General features: G+C 68.6%; 16 protein-coding genes. 1 reads left to right on the top strand and 15 read right to left on the bottom strand.

Annotation, left to right across the window (positions count from 1 at the left end):
* Positions 1–73: 73 nt before the first annotated feature.
* Positions 74–520, top strand: coding sequence for a MarR family winged helix-turn-helix transcriptional regulator (locus ABH940_RS27270; protein WP_370061845.1), 447 nt, complete (start codon positions 74–76; stop codon positions 518–520).
* Here ABH940_RS27270 and ABH940_RS27265 read toward each other — a convergent pair.
* The 15 genes from ABH940_RS27265 to ABH940_RS27195 all read right to left on the bottom strand — a co-directional run bounded on the left by ABH940_RS27265 (position 517) and on the right by ABH940_RS27195 (position 13,967).
* The gene (locus tag ABH940_RS27265; protein WP_370060870.1) at positions 517–1,089 is read right to left on the bottom strand and encodes a cob(I)yrinic acid a,c-diamide adenosyltransferase; all 573 of its coding nucleotides are present in this window, start codon (positions 1,087–1,089) and stop codon (positions 517–519) included. The two genes, ABH940_RS27270 and ABH940_RS27265, sit on opposite strands and share 4 nt — an antisense overlap.
* Before the next feature lie 41 nt (positions 1,090–1,130).
* The gene (locus ABH940_RS27260) at positions 1,131–1,595 is read right to left on the bottom strand and encodes a MarR family winged helix-turn-helix transcriptional regulator (protein ID WP_370060871.1); all 465 of its coding nucleotides are present in this window, start codon (positions 1,593–1,595) and stop codon (positions 1,131–1,133) included.
* Positions 1,596–1,674: 79 nt separating this feature from the next.
* Entirely contained in the window at positions 1,675–2,127 is a 453-nt protein-coding gene (locus ABH940_RS27255) for a DUF2550 domain-containing protein (RefSeq protein ID WP_370060872.1), read from the bottom strand.
* A 159-nt stretch (positions 2,128–2,286) separates the two neighbouring features.
* Positions 2,287–2,658 carry a F0F1 ATP synthase subunit epsilon gene (locus tag ABH940_RS27250; RefSeq protein ID WP_370060873.1) on the bottom strand — a complete coding sequence of 124 codons (372 nt, stop codon included), beginning with the start codon at positions 2,656–2,658 and terminating at the stop codon, positions 2,287–2,289.
* Between the two features lie 112 nt (positions 2,659–2,770).
* Entirely contained in the window at positions 2,771–4,216 is a 1,446-nt protein-coding gene (atpD, locus tag ABH940_RS27245) for a F0F1 ATP synthase subunit beta (RefSeq protein WP_370060874.1), read from the bottom strand.
* A 4-nt stretch (positions 4,217–4,220) separates the two neighbouring features.
* A complete protein-coding gene (locus tag ABH940_RS27240) occupies positions 4,221–5,132 on the bottom strand; it encodes a F0F1 ATP synthase subunit gamma (protein WP_370060875.1) in 912 nt (303 codons plus the stop codon).
* A gap of 25 nt (positions 5,133–5,157) precedes the next feature.
* Positions 5,158–6,732, bottom strand: a complete 1,575-nt coding sequence (atpA, locus tag ABH940_RS27235) for a F0F1 ATP synthase subunit alpha (RefSeq protein ID WP_370060876.1) — start codon at positions 6,730–6,732, stop codon at positions 5,158–5,160.
* Between the two features lie 149 nt (positions 6,733–6,881).
* On the bottom strand, positions 6,882–7,697 hold the full coding sequence (locus ABH940_RS27230; protein WP_370106432.1) for a F0F1 ATP synthase subunit delta: 816 nt from the start codon (positions 7,695–7,697) through the stop codon (positions 6,882–6,884).
* Complete coding sequence (locus tag ABH940_RS27225; protein WP_370060878.1) at positions 7,694–8,245, bottom strand: F0F1 ATP synthase subunit B; 552 nt, start codon at positions 8,243–8,245, stop codon at positions 7,694–7,696. Before ABH940_RS27225 ends, ABH940_RS27230 begins: the two co-directional genes overlap by 4 nt.
* Positions 8,246–8,283: 38 nt before the next feature.
* Positions 8,284–8,541 carry an ATP synthase F0 subunit C gene (gene atpE, locus ABH940_RS27220; RefSeq protein ID WP_370060879.1) on the bottom strand — a complete coding sequence of 86 codons (258 nt, stop codon included), beginning with the start codon at positions 8,539–8,541 and terminating at the stop codon, positions 8,284–8,286.
* Between the two features lie 80 nt (positions 8,542–8,621).
* Complete coding sequence (atpB, locus tag ABH940_RS27215; RefSeq protein WP_370060880.1) at positions 8,622–9,434, bottom strand: F0F1 ATP synthase subunit A; 813 nt, start codon at positions 9,432–9,434, stop codon at positions 8,622–8,624.
* 187 nt (positions 9,435–9,621) lie between these two features.
* Positions 9,622–10,071 carry a hypothetical protein gene (locus tag ABH940_RS27210; RefSeq protein ID WP_370060881.1) on the bottom strand — a complete coding sequence of 150 codons (450 nt, stop codon included), beginning with the start codon at positions 10,069–10,071 and terminating at the stop codon, positions 9,622–9,624.
* Positions 10,072–10,215: 144 nt separating this feature from the next.
* The gene (locus ABH940_RS27205; protein ID WP_370060882.1) at positions 10,216–11,589 is read right to left on the bottom strand and encodes an MraY family glycosyltransferase; all 1,374 of its coding nucleotides are present in this window, start codon (positions 11,587–11,589) and stop codon (positions 10,216–10,218) included.
* Positions 11,590–11,696: 107 nt separating this feature from the next.
* Positions 11,697–12,992 carry a serine hydroxymethyltransferase gene (gene glyA / locus ABH940_RS27200; protein WP_370106431.1) on the bottom strand — a complete coding sequence of 432 codons (1,296 nt, stop codon included), beginning with the start codon at positions 12,990–12,992 and terminating at the stop codon, positions 11,697–11,699.
* A gap of 315 nt (positions 12,993–13,307) precedes the next feature.
* A complete protein-coding gene (locus ABH940_RS27195; RefSeq protein ID WP_370061847.1) occupies positions 13,308–13,967 on the bottom strand; it encodes a protein-tyrosine-phosphatase in 660 nt (219 codons plus the stop codon).
* Between the last annotated feature and the right edge of the window lie 16 nt (positions 13,968–13,983).

Raw genomic sequence — 13,983 nt, 5'->3', positions numbered from 1 at the left:
GTGTCATGTCGTGTGTCATCATGAAGCCGTGCCCGACCGCATCCTCTCCCCCGACGAACTGCCCGAACGCCTGATGGAGGTGTTCGGCCTGGTCGGCCCGCTCTACCGGCGGGTCCAGCGCCGGATCGAGCAGGACGCTCCGACGGAGGGGCTCTCCGTCGGCGTCCGCGCCGTGCTCGACCTGCTGCGCGAGAACGGCCCGATGACCGTCCCGCAGATGGGCCGCGCCCAGTCGCTCAGCCGTCAGTTCGTCCAGCGCATGGTCAATGACGCCGCCGCACAGGGTTTCGTCGAGGCCATCCCCAACCCCGCCCACCAGCGCTCCTCGCTGATCCGGCTCACCGAGAGCGGCAGCGCGGCGATCACGGCCGTGACCGGGCACGAGTACGCCCTCCTGCGCCAGCTGGCCGGCGACCTGACGGACGCCGAACTGACCGCGTGCGTACGGGTGTTGAGCCGGATGCTGGCCCTCTTCGGCGAAGAGCCCGACCCCGCCGCGCCGGAACCCGGTCAGGGTTAGCGGTTCTCGCCCGGCACCCAGAGCACGTCGCCGACCGCCTTGTTGGCCGTGCGCGCCAGGATGAACAGCAGGTCCGAGAGCCGGTTGAGGTACTTGGCGGTCAGCGGGTTGATGCCGTCGCCGTACTCCTCGATCGCCGCCCAGGTGCTGCGCTCGGCGCGGCGGACGACCGTGCACGCCACATGCAGGTACGCCGCACCCGGCGTCCCGCCCGGGAGGATGAAGCTGCGCAGCTTCTCCAGATCGGCGTTGAACCGGTCGCAGTCCTCCTCCAACCGGTCGATGTACGTCTGCAGCACGCGCAGCGGCGGGTACTTCGGGTCCGGAGCAACCGGCGTGGCCAGGTCCGCGCCCACGTCGAAGAGGTCGTTCTGAACACGCGTCAGCACCGCTGCCACGTCCGCGTCCAGACCGCCGCAGGCGATGGCGACGCCGATGGCGGCGTTGGCCTCGTTGGAGTCCGCGTAGGCGGCGAGACGCGTGTCGGTCTTCCGGGTGCGGCTCATGTCGCCCAGCGCGGTGGTGCCGTCGTCGCCGGTGCGGGTGTAGATGCGGGTGAGGTTGACCATGTCCGGAGCCTATCGCCCGGGGGAATCGGTACTTCGGCGGTTCAGGGGCGCAGCGTCGGGTCGAGACGGCTGAGCAGGGAGTGCAACTGCCGCTGCTGGGCGGGGGTCAGGTGCCCGAGCACCTCGTCGTCCAGGCGCGGAACGTGCGCCGTGAGCCCCTTCCGGAGCAGGCGTTCACCGCGCAGCGACAGCGCGACGAGATAGGCCCGCCCGTCGTCGGGGTCCCTGGTCCGCTCGATCAGCCCCTTGCGCTCCAAGCGCGCCACCAGCTTGGTCGTCCCGGCGGAGGTGAACCCCATCCGCTCCCCGACCCGCGTGGCCATCCCCCGCGCCGCGGGGAAGCGGGCGAGCCGCAGCAGGAACTCGAACTCCGAGCCGTCGAGGCCGGTGGCGTCGTGGATGTCCTCATGCAACCGGTCGTTGATCAACCGGTACACGTTCCCGAGCAGGCCCCACAGCACGACCCCGTCGTGCGACACGAGCGTGTCCAGGCTCACCTGCTCCATGAAGGAAGTCTAGGCGGGGATTCCGCAGGCGAGGAACCAGGCAAGTGCTCAGGGGCGCAACGTCCGCCGGCGAAATGTTCTAGGCGACGTTGACCCGCTGGCCTGGAGGCGCCGCCTCCAGCCACGCGAGGAAACCCGTCAGGGCGTCCTCGCTCATCGCGAGCTCCAGCGGCTCGCCGGCGTGCGTGCAGACCAGGACGACCGCGCCGGAGAGCAGTGCCAGCTCCTCCTGCCCGGCGGGCGTGCGCCGCTCCAGGACCTCGATCTGCGAACGTTCCAGCACCCGCCGCGGACGCGGCGCGTAGCTGAAGACCCGGAACCACTCCACCGAGTCGTTGTTGTACCGGGCGATCCCGAAGATCCACCCCTTGCCCTCTGCCTCAGTACCCTCCGCAGAAGGCGCGTTCAGCCGCGCCGAACAGTCGAAGGTGCCACCCGGTCGCTGGATCAGGCGTCTCCGCACTGCGAAGGCCCCCAGCCCGAGCAGGCAGACCAGCAGTACCGCGATGACGGTCACCACCGCGAGCACCATGCCCGGCTCCCTCCTCGCCGACCCGTCCCGGGGTCGGCGGCGTCCTACGCGTCCAGCAGGTCCTTCACGTTCTGCACAACTGATACAGCAGTCCCGGGGTCACCCTCGGTGCCCCGGGACTGCCGGTAGAGCTCGTGTCGAGCGAAAGCGCCAAGCGCCTCAGCGGCCGGTGGCCGCGAAGAGCCGGACCTCCGCACGACGCTGCGCCGCCGCCTCGCTCTCGGCCTTGGCCGAGGACAGGGCCCGCTCGGCGCGGTCGACGTCGATCTCGTCGGCCAGCTCCGCGACCTCTGCCAGGATCGACAGCTTGTTGTCCGCGAAGGACAGGAAGCCGCCGTGCACCGCGGCGATCACCGTGGTGCCGTCCGCCTGGCGGATGGTCACCGGCTGGGTGTCCATCGCGCCCAGGACCGGGGTGTGCCCCGGCTGGATGCCGATGTCACCGGACTTGGTACGGGCAAGGACGATCGTGGCCTCGCCCGACCAGACCTTTCGGTCGGCCGCGACCAGCTCGACGTGCAGCTCAGCCACCGTGGGCTCCTCGGTCTCTGCCCCCCGCCGAAAGACGGGAGTGGGGAAAGAATAACGGGTGGGAAAGGGGCGGACCCAACCAGCGGTCGGGCCGCCCCCTCACCTGCAGCGATTACTTCTTGGCCAGCTCGGCGGCGTTGCGCTCGAGGTCCTCGATGCCACCGCACATGAAGAACGCCTGCTCCGGCACGCCGTCGTACTTGCCGTCCGCGATCGCGTTGAACGCGTCGATCGTCTCGGACAGCGGCACGGTGGAGCCGTCGACGCCGGTGAACTGCTTGGCGACGTAGGTGTTCTGCGACAGGAAGCGCTCGATGCGGCGCGCCCGGTTGACGGTGACCTTGTCCTCTTCGGACAGCTCGTCCATACCGAGGATCGCGATGATGTCCTGGAGGTCCTTGTACTTCTGCAGGATCCCCTTGACACGCACAGCGGTGTCGTAGTGGTTGGCCGAGATGTACCGCGGGTCAAGGATGCGGGACGAGGAGTCCAGCGGGTCCACGGCCGGGTAGATGCCCTTCTCCGAGATCGGACGGGAGAGAACCGTCGTCGCGTCGAGGTGGGCGAAGGTGGTGGCCGGGGCCGGGTCGGTCAGGTCGTCGGCGGGGACGTAGATCGCCTGCATCGAGGTGATCGAGTGACCGCGGGTCGAGGTGATGCGCTCCTGGAGGAGACCCATCTCGTCGGCCAGGTTCGGCTGGTAACCCACCGCGGAGGGCATCCGGCCGAGCAGGGTCGACACCTCGGAACCGGCCTGGGTGAACCGGAAGATGTTGTCGATGAAGAGCAGCACGTCCTGGCCCTGCACATCGCGGAAGTACTCCGCCATGGTCAGCGCGGACAGGGCGACGCGGAGACGCGTGCCCGGCGGCTCGTCCATCTGACCGAAGACCAGCGCGGTCTTGTCCAGAACGCCCGAGTCCACCATCTCGTGGATCAGGTCGTTGCCCTCACGGGTGCGCTCGCCGACACCGGCGAACACCGACACACCACCGAAGTTCTCGGCGACGCGGTAGATCATCTCCTGGATCAGAACGGTCTTGCCGACACCGGCACCACCGAACAGACCGATCTTGCCACCCGTGACGTACGGGGTGAGCAGGTCGATGACCTTGATGCCGGTCTCGAACATCTCGGTCTTCGACTCGAGCTGGTCGAAGTTGGGCGCCTTGCGGTGGATCGGCCAGCGCTCGGTGACCTGGGCGTTGAACTCGGCCTTGTCCGCGTTCAGCACCTCGCCGAGGGCGTTGAAGACCTTGCCCTTGGTGATGTCGCCGACCGGCACCGAGATCGCGGAGCCGGTGTCGGAGACAGCGGCGCCACGGGTCAGGCCGTCGGTGGGCTGCATCGAGATGGCCTTGACCATCCCGTCGCCCAGGTGCTGCGCGACCTCCAGCGTCAGGGTCTTCTTGCCGGTGCCGTCCGGCGCGTCGACCTCGACGTGCAGTGCGTTGAACATGTCCGGCATGGCGTCGACGGGGAACTCCACGTCGACGACCGGGCCGATGACCCGCGCGACGCGGCCCGTCGCCGAGGCCGTCTCTACAGTGGTAGTCATGTGATCAGTCACTCCCCGCGGTCGCGTCGGCCAGGGCGCTCGCGCCACCGACGATCTCGCTGATTTCCTGGGTGATGTCGGCCTGGCGGGCCGTGTTGGCGAGTCGCGTGAGCGACTTGATGAGCTCGCCCGCATTGTCGGTCGCGCTCTTCATCGCGCGGCGGCGGGCGGCGTGCTCGGAAGCAGCCGACTGCAGCAGCGCGTTGTAGATCCTGCTCTCCACGTACCGCGGCAGCAGGGCGTCGAGGACACCCTCGGCCGACGGCTCGAAGTCGTAGAGCGGGAACGGTCCCTCCGCCTCGGCGGTGGCCTCGGTCTCAGCCAGGGACAGCGGCAGGAGGCGGGCCTCCACCGGGTTCTGGGTGAGCATCGAGACGAACTCCGTCGAGACGATGTGGAGCTCGTCCACGCCTCCGTCGGACGTCTCCGTCACGAACGCGTCGATCAGGGCCGCGGACGCCTCCTTGGCGTCCTGGTACGTCGGCTTGTCGGAGAACCCGACCCACGAGCCCGTGACCTTGAGGTCACGGAACCCGTAGTAGCTGACGCCCTTGCGGCCGATGATGTACGTGTCGACGGCCTTGCCCTCGGACTGGAGCCGGCGGGTCAGCTCCAGCGCCGCCTTGATGGCGTTGCTGGAGTAACCACCGGCCAGACCGCGGTCCGCGGTCACCACGAGCACGGCGGCGCGGGTGGCGTCGACGGGCTCCTGGGTCAGCGGGTGCTTGGCGTTCGATCGCGTCGCCACCGCGGTCACCGCACGGGTGAGCTCGGTCGCGTACGGGGAGGAGGCGGCCACCGCGCGCTGCGCCTTCATGATGCGCGACGCGGAGATCATCTCCATCGCCTTGGTGATCTTCTTCGTCGCGGTGACAGAGCGGATCCGGCGCTTGTAGACCCGAAGCTGTGCTCCCATGGGTCGTTACGTCCTTTCCGTCTCGTCAGGCGTTTTCGCCGAGCAGCGCACCGGTGTGGGTGGTGAACTCGCGCTTGAACGCGGTGATCGCGTCGACCAGGGACTCGATCGTGCCGTCCTCGAGCTTCTGGGTCTCGACGATGGTGGTCAGGACGCCCTTGTGCTCGCGGCGCAGGTAGTCCAGGAACTCACGCTCGAACTTGCGCACGTCCGCGACCGGGACCTCGTCCAGCTGACCGGTGGTGCCGGCCCAGATTGAGACGACCTGCTCCTCGACCGGGAACGGCTGGTACTGGCCCTGCTTCAGCAGCTCGACCAGGCGCGCACCGCGCTCCAGCTGCGCCTTCGACGCGGCGTCCAGGTCGGAGGAGAAGGCGGCGAACGCCTCCAGCTCGCGGTACTGGGCCAGGTCCAGACGGAGGCGACCGGCCACCGACTTCATGGCCTTGATCTGCGCGGAGCCACCGACGCGGGAGACCGAGATACCGACGTTCACGGCCGGGCGGATGCCGGCGTTGAACAGGTCGGACTCCAGGAAGCACTGGCCGTCGGTGATGGAGATGACGTTGGTCGGGATGTACGCCGAGACGTCGTTGGCCTTGGTCTCGATGATCGGCAGACCGGTCATCGAGCCGGCGCCGAGCTCGTCGGACAGCTTGGCGCAACGCTCCAGCAGGCGGGAGTGCAGGTAGAAGACGTCACCCGGGTAGGCCTCGCGGCCCGGCGGACGACGGAGCAGCAGGGACACGGCGCGGTAGGCCTCGGCCTGCTTCGACAGGTCGTCGAAGATGATCAGGACGTGCTTGCCGTCGTACATCCACTCCTGGCCGATGGCGGAGCCGGTGTAGGGGGCCAGGTACTTGAAGCCCGCCGGGTCCGACGCCGGGGCGGCGACGATGGTGGTGTACTCCAGGGCACCGGCCTCCTCCAGCGCACCGCGCACGGAGGCGATGGTGGAGCCCTTCTGGCCGATGGCGACGTAGATGCAGCGGACCTGCTTCTTCGGGTCGCCCGAGCGCCAGTTGTCGCGCTGGTTGATGATGGTGTCGATCGCCACCGCGGTCTTGCCGGTCTGGCGGTCACCAATGATCAGCTGACGCTGGCCACGGCCGATCGGGGTCATCGCGTCGATGGCCTTGATGCCGGTCTGCATCGGCTCGTGCACCGACTTGCGGACCATGACGCCCGGAGCCTGCAGCTCCAGCGCGCGGCGGCCGTGGGTCTCGATCTCGCCGAGGCCGTCGATCGGGGTGCCGAGGGGGTCCACCACGCGGCCGAGGTAGCCCTCGCCGACCGGGACGGACAGCACCTCGCCGGTGCGGCGGACCGTCTGGCCCTCCTCGATCCCGCTGTACTCGCCGAGGACGACGACACCGATCTCGCGGGCCTCGAGGTTGAGCGCGAGGCCGAGGGTGCCGTCCTCGAACTTCAGCAGCTCGTTGGCCATGACCGAGGGAAGGCCCTCGACCTTGGCAATGCCGTCCGCCGTGAAGGTGACGGTGCCGACCTCTTCACGCGAGGCGGCGTCCGGCTGGTACGACTGGACGAAGTTGTCCAGAGCGTTCCGGATCTCCTCCGGCCGGATCGTGAGCTCCGCCATCTGGGTTCCCTGCTCTCCTAGTTGCGTCCTCGGCCCGCCCATGGAGGGCCGCAAGTATTCGACTCTCGGTCAGTTCCCGCTGGTGGTGCGGTGCGAGGCCTGACCGTCCTCTGTTGTGTACCGACCGAGGGTCGGAATGCTGCTTGGGCTCAGCCCGCCAGGCCCTGGTTCGCGGTGTCGAGACGACCCGCGATGGTGCCCTCGATGATCTCGTCGCCGACCTGGATCCGAACGCCGCCGAGGACCGCCGGGTCCACGTCGAGGTTCAGGTGCACCTGGCGTCCCGCCAGGGACGCCAGCGCGGTGGCGAGGCGCTGCTTCTGCGCGTCGGACAGCGGCACGGCGGAGGTCACCAGCGCCACCACACGACCGCGACGGTCGGCGGCGAGCCGGGCGCACTCCTCCAGGCCACTCTCCAGGCTACGTCCACGCGGCTGCGTCACCAGCACGGTGACCAGCGCGACGGTCGCGGCCCGGGCCTTGCCGTCGAGCAGGTTGCGCACCAGCGCGGCCTTGGCCTCGTTGCTCGCGGCGTTGTCGGTCAGCGCGGAGCGCAGCTCGACGTTGCTCGCGACCACGCGGCCGAAGCGGAACAGCTCGTCCTCGACCTCGTCGAGCGCGTCGGCCTTGTCGGCGCCGATGATCAGCGCCATGGCGCCCAGCTGCTCGGTGGCGTCCGCCAGGTCGCGGCCGGCGCTCCAGCGGGACCGGACCATGCCGGAGACCAGGTCGATCGCGTCCGCGCCGACCTTGCCCTGCAGCAGGTTGGTGACCAGGTCGGCCTTGGCCTGACCCGGCGCGGCCGGGTCGGTCAGGGTCCGGCGCAGGCCCGCCTCGCGGTCCAGCACCCGGGTGATGTCCAGCAGGTCGTCCGCCAGGCGGTCGAGGTCGACGGACGCGTGGTCCGTCAGCGCCTCAAGTCGCTCGCGGGCGGCCGCCATGGACTGCCGGGTGGCGCCGCTCACTTGGCACCCGCCGACTCCGCAGCCTTGGCTTCGAGCTCGTCAAGGAAGCGGTCGATGGTGCGGCTCTGGCGGGCGGAGTCCTCCAGGGACTCACCGACCACCTTGCCGGCCAGTTCGATCGAGATACGGCCGATGTCGTGGCGCAGCTGCGTGGTCACCTGACCGCGCGTGCGCTCGATCTCCGCCTGGGCGTGCGCGACGGTGACCGCAGCCTGACGCTGCGCCTCCTCGCGGGCCTCGGCGATGATCATCGAACCCTGCTCGCGGGCGTGCTCGGTGATCCGGGCCGCCTCGTGACGGGCCTCGGCGAGCTGCGCCTTGTACTCCTCCAGCGTGCGGGTTGCCTCGGCCTGAGCCTCAGCCGCCCGCTCCAGGCCACCCTCGATCGCGTCGCGCCGCTCCTCCAGAGTCTTCTGGATGTTGGGCAGGAGCTTCTTGCCGAGGACGCCGAAGACGATGAAGAAGGCGAGAAAGCCGATGATGAGTTCAGGCGTGGAGGGGATCAGAGGATTCTGAGGCCCCTCCGCAGCCAGAAACTGCGTCAGCATGTCTGAACCTTTCGTCGAGCGTGGCTACTGGGGTCGACTCAGGCCGAGAAGATGAACGGAACGACCAGGCCGAGCAGGGCCAGAACCTCACAGAGGGCGAAGCCGAGGAACATGTTCTGGCGGATGATCGGCATGGCCTCGGGCTGGCGGGCCATGGCCTCGATCGAGTGACCGAAGACGAGACCGATACCAACGCCCGGGCCAATGGCGGCCAGACCGTAGGCGACTGCGCCCAGGTTGCCCTTGATGCTGATGGAGTTGGCAGCGAGCTCGGTGACGCCGTGGAGGGTCGACATTTTGTTGTCTTCCTTCTTGTGATGCGATCCGCAGGGGGGCTTCCCGGCGGAAGATTCAGGTGGTCAGCAGCGGGCGGGTCTCAGTGACCCTCTTCGAGCGCTCCGCTGATGTAGAGGGAGGTGAGGAGGGTGAAGATGTACGCCTGCAGGAACTGGATCAGGACCTCGAAGGCCGTCATGCCGATGGCGAGGACGAACGATCCTCCGGCGAAGGCGGACATGATCGAGGGCGTCAGCAGGTACCAGCTCGCGACACTGAACATGACGATCAGCATGTGGCCGGCGAACATGTTGGCCCACAGTCGCACCGCGAGCGTGAACGGCCGCGTGATGACGTTCTGGAGGAACTCCAGGAAGACGATCAGCGGCACCAGGGGCTTCGGCAGACCCTCCATGTAGGTCAGGTGCTTCCAACCACCCAGGAAACCGTGCGTCTTGAAGGTGAGGTACATGTACGTCACCCACACCAGCACGGCCAGGGCCACCGGGTACGCGAAGCGCGACGCCACCGGGAACTGGGCCAGCGGGATGATGGACATGATGTTCATCATCCACACGAAGAAGAAGATCGACGTCAGGAAGGGGACGAACTTGTCGCCCTTCTTGCCGATGACGTCACGCGCGATGCCACGCGCGATGAAGGTGTAGCCGATCTCGCCGACCAGCTGCAGCTTCGTGGGGACCAGCTTCGGCTTGCGGAACGCGGCCCAGAAGAAGCCGATCACCAGCAGCATGCAGATGATCGCCAGCAGCATCGGCTTCGTGAAGTCGAAGCTGCCGATGCTGAAGATCGGCTTGAAGTTGAAGGAGTCGAGCCCAGGGGCCGGGAAACCGCAACCAGAGGGGGTGATGTGACACCCGCTCGCAACGAGCGTCGTGGAGGGGCTACTCACCCTTGACTCCTTCGTCGTGAAGCATCAGAACTGCAACCTTGTGTGTCGGCGCGACGGAGGACCGCCGCAGTTCGGCACCGTGATCGGGTTGTCCGGGGCCACTCGCTCCCCTGACGCACGAGGGTCAGGGAGGGGGCTCCGGAATCCGGACGATAGCAGATGTCTTGGTACTACCTTTACGCGGGCCTTACGTCCCGTTGCCCGAGCCGCCTGACTTGCTCTGGGGCCCGTCAGGCTTGCCGGCCGAGGTGTCCACGTAGAGGGTCTTGCTCTTGAGCGTGAAGTACACCTGCCCGCCGACCCAGGCCAGCAGGGTGGCCAGCAGGGAGAACCCGAACGCACGACCGTTGAAGAACGAGGCGTTCTTGAAGACCACGATGAAGACGCCGGCGAGCAGCATCTGCACCGCGTACACCAGGAGCCCGGCCATCAGCACCGTCTGCGGACGGTCCCGAGTGAGCCTCATCAGTGCCGCGAACCCACCACCGAACACCACCAGGGCCACGGCCAGCGCGATCAGCGCGCCGACCAGTCCCTTGGAGCCCGCGAAAACCGTGCTGAGCACCAGCGCGAGGATTCCGACGGGTGCTGCCACCAGGGCACAGCCGCGAAGGATCCGGGCGTCGTTGGACAACATTGTCGTGGCTCCGGAGCGATGAGGTCGTGAGTTACAGCAGGGTGGGTTGGGACGGAGAGCCGGGTCGAACGACCTTCTCCCATAAGGTCCTTCGGCAGCTCACCCGATGTCGTGAACGGTATCACAAGCTATTTGGCGCAGTCTTTACTTTCTTGGTGTGCTCCTTGACACACGCACTGCACCGGAGCCGGATCGTCCCGAAGTGCCCGAATGGTGCCCCACCGCATGGGAGCCCGTACCGATCTGGTCGAGCAGCTCCTCATCCGCCGTGGTCAGCGACGATGCCACCGGAATGGGATCGTCCACGATCTCCTTTACCGGCCCATTGGTAAGAACATCACTTACCTTTGCACTCTGCCGGTAGCGCGGCGGCAGGAAGCGCTCCGCCACCCGGGGCGCGTGCGGCCGGAAGCGCGGCAGCAGCAGAAGCAGGATGCCGATCGCGCACAGCACCAAAGCGACCTTGATGGCCAGCAGTTCGGTGCGGCTGGCCGAGAAGGCCACGGTTCCGAAGGCGAGCAGAGCCGCCCAGAAGTACATGATCAGGACCGCGCGGCTGTGGGAGTGGCCGAGCTGCAGCAGGCGGTGGTGCAGGTGCTGCTTGTCCGCGGCGAAGGGCGACTTGCCGGCCCAGGTGCGGCGGACCACCGCCAGGATCAGGTCCGCGAGCGGGATCGCGATCACGGTCAGCGGGAGCAGCAGCACGATGTAGACGGGGACCATCGCGTGGACGGTGGCCGTCCCGCTCTGCGTCTGCATGGTGATCACGTCGGGGTCGACACGACCGGTGATCGAGATCATGCAGACCGAGAGCACCAGCCCGATCAGCAGCGCACCGGAGTCGCCCATGAAGATCCGGGCGGGGTGGAAGTTGTGCGGCAGGAAGCCGATCACCATGCCGACCAGGATCACGCTGAACAGTGCGGCCGGCGCCGCGTCGGGCACCGAGTACCCGTACCAGAGCCGGTAGGCGTAGACGAAGAACGCGAGGGCGGCGATGCAGACCATGCCCGCCGCCAGGCCGTCCAGACCGTCGATGAAGTTGACCGCGTTGACGCTTATGACGACCAGCGCCACGGTGATGAAGGTGCCCCACATCTCCGGCAGCGCGAACGTGCCCACACCGGGGATCGGCAGCCAGAGCACGGTCAGGCCCTGGTAGACCATGACGCCCGCGGCCACCATCTGACCGCCGAGCTTGACCAGCGCGTCGACACCCCACTTGTCGTCCAGCACACCCAGCACCCACATGATGGTCGCGCCGGACAGCAGCGCCGGGACGTCACCGGTGCCCTGGAAGACGTACTTGAGGGTGTCCAGATGGTCGGCCGTGAGCAGGCCTGCGACGAGACCGCCGAACATGGCGATCCCACCGAGTCGTGGCGTCGGCTCCTTGTGCACGTCGCGGTCACGGACCGGCGGCATGGCGCCCGCGATGATCGCGAACTTCCTCGCCGGACCGGTCAGCAGATAGGTCACCGCCGCGGTCACACAGAGCGTCAGCAGGAACTCACGCACCAGAGTCCTCCTGTGCTGCGCTGGACACCCCCGAGATATCGGCAGAGCATAGCCGTCCCGTCCATGAGCGGTCGCCGGAATCAAGGTGCGTCACGGGCACACCCTAATCAGAGAGACGCCGACTCCCCGCATTGCGGTTTTGTCGACAGGGTAGGGAAACGCTCCGCCAGGGCACGCACACGTTCGGCGACCGATCCGGAATCCGGTTCCTGAATTGCGGAGCGGATGAGGAGGGCGATCTCGGACATCTCCGGCTCATCCATCCCCTGCGTCGTCACACAGAGTGTCCCCAGCCTGACCCCCGACGCGGACGCGGGCGGTACCTCCTGGAACGGGACGGCGCAGTGCCCGAGCAGCAGACCCGCCCGTTCGCACCGCTGTTCCACCTCCCGTCCGGTCAGCCCGAGCGCGCGGGCGTCGACGGTGACCAGGTGGGTGTCGGTCCCGCCCGTCAGCGGGCGCAGGCCGTACCCGTCCAGCGCGGCGGCCAGCGCCTGGGCGTTCACCACGCAGCGGCGCGTGTACGCGGTGAAGGCGGGCGTGGCCGCGCGTCCGAGCGCGTAGGCCTTGGCGGCGAGCTGGTCGACCATCGGCCCGCCCTGGATGAAGGGGAAGACGGCCCGGTCGATCCGCTCGGCCAACTCCCTGGTGCAGAGCAGCAGTCCGCCCCGCGGACCGCCCAGCACCTTGTGCGTGACCCCGCACACCACGTCCGCGTACGGCACCGGCGACGGGATCGTCCCACCGGCGGAGAGCCCGAGCGTCTGCGAGGCGTCGGCGACGAAGTGCGCGCCGACCTCGTCGGCGATGGACCGGAACGCCTCCCAGTCGATCGCCCGCGGGTACGAGATCGCCCCGGCGACCAGCACCTTCGGGCGCACGGTGCGCGCCAGGTCGCGCACCTGGTCGAGGTCGATCAGCCCGTCGCTCTCGCGCACGCCGTATCCGGTGACGGAGAACCAGCGTCCGGAGAAGTTCGCCGACGAGCCGTGGGTGAGGTGCCCGCCGTGCGCGAGCGACATCGCCAGCACGGAATCCCCCGGCCGCAGCAGGGCCGCTGCCACGGCGAGCACGGCGCCGGTCCCCGAGTGCGGCTGCACGTTGGCGTGGTCGGCCCCGAAGAGCGCCTTGGCGCGCTCGACGGCGAGCTCTTCGACCGCGTCGGCGGGGCCGCAGCCGGTGTGGTGTCGCCTGCCCGGGTAGCCCTCGGCGTACTTGTCCGCGAAGTCGCTCCCGAGGAGCGCGTGCACACGGGGGGAGGAGAAGTTCTCTCCGGCGAGCAGTTGGATCTGCGTCCGGCGGCGGTCCCGCTCGGCGTCGAGCAGCGCGTCCAGGGCGGGATCCGGCTCGTCAGGGAAGGCAGCAGCCCGCGCCGGTTCGTCGCTCGTCACCAGGGTCGCCATGGCCGCGCTCACCTCCGGTGCAAACGGTACGCCGGAGGCGGCAGAGACGCCCGTGCGCACACGCCCGCATAGGGCCAGTTGCGCTACTGCGGGGCGCGGGGACTCATGCGCGGCGAGGCCGTTGCACACCTGCGGGGCGCGGGGCTCTGCGGATATGCGGCTCCGCCGCGCGGGCGCGAGAAGCCACCGGCGGACCTGGCACGCCGAACGAGCAGGGCCATCCGCACCGGGTGGTGGCTCGCGCACGCAGTTGATCAAGCAGAGCCCCGCGCCCATGGGAAAGTGCAACGTCCGCTCTGCCCGAACGGACCGTGCTCAGACCCGAACCCGGGTAACGCCCGTGAGCGCGGTGACGATCGGGTCCAGCGCGTCGAAGATCTCCGATCCGCAGTTGCGGAACATGCCCAACGGCGCCCCGTACGGATCGTCCACCTCGTCCGCCTCCGGCGAAGCCGCCAGGAGCCAGCCGCGCAGCGCCGCCGCCGCGCGGACGAGGACGCGTGCCCGCTCCGCCAGCGCGCCGGGCTCGACGGAGTCGTCGGGCAGGGTCGCCGGGTCGATGGCCCGGACGAGGCGGGTGAACTCCTTCAGGGTGAAGGTGCGCATGCCGGCGTCGTGGCCCATGGAGATGACCTGGGCCCGGTGGTCGCGGGTGGCGGTCAGCACCAGGTCGGCCTCGATGACGTGCTCGTCGAGCAACTCGCGGCCGATGAAGCCGGACGGGTCCGCGCCGAACTCGCCGAGGATCTCCGCCGCGTTGGACTCCATCGGAGCGCCCTCGTGGCCCCAGGTGCCGGCGCTCTCCACCGATATCTCCGAACCCACGCGCCCGCCCAGACGGACCGTCAGCTCATGCAGGGTCAGCCGCTCGGCGATGGGCGAGCGACAGACTCCGCCCGTGCAGACGTAGAGGATCCGGAATCTTCCGACGCGCTGCTCCGCGCCGTGGGCGTAGGGACGCGGAGTGGGGCGTATCGGCCGGACGCGACCG

The organism is Streptacidiphilus sp. BW17 (assembly GCF_041262485.1).
GTDB lineage: Bacteria > Actinomycetota > Actinomycetes > Streptomycetales > Streptomycetaceae > Streptacidiphilus.
Note: the sequence above shows the minus strand (reverse complement) of the source record. Positions and strands in the feature narration are given on the sequence as shown.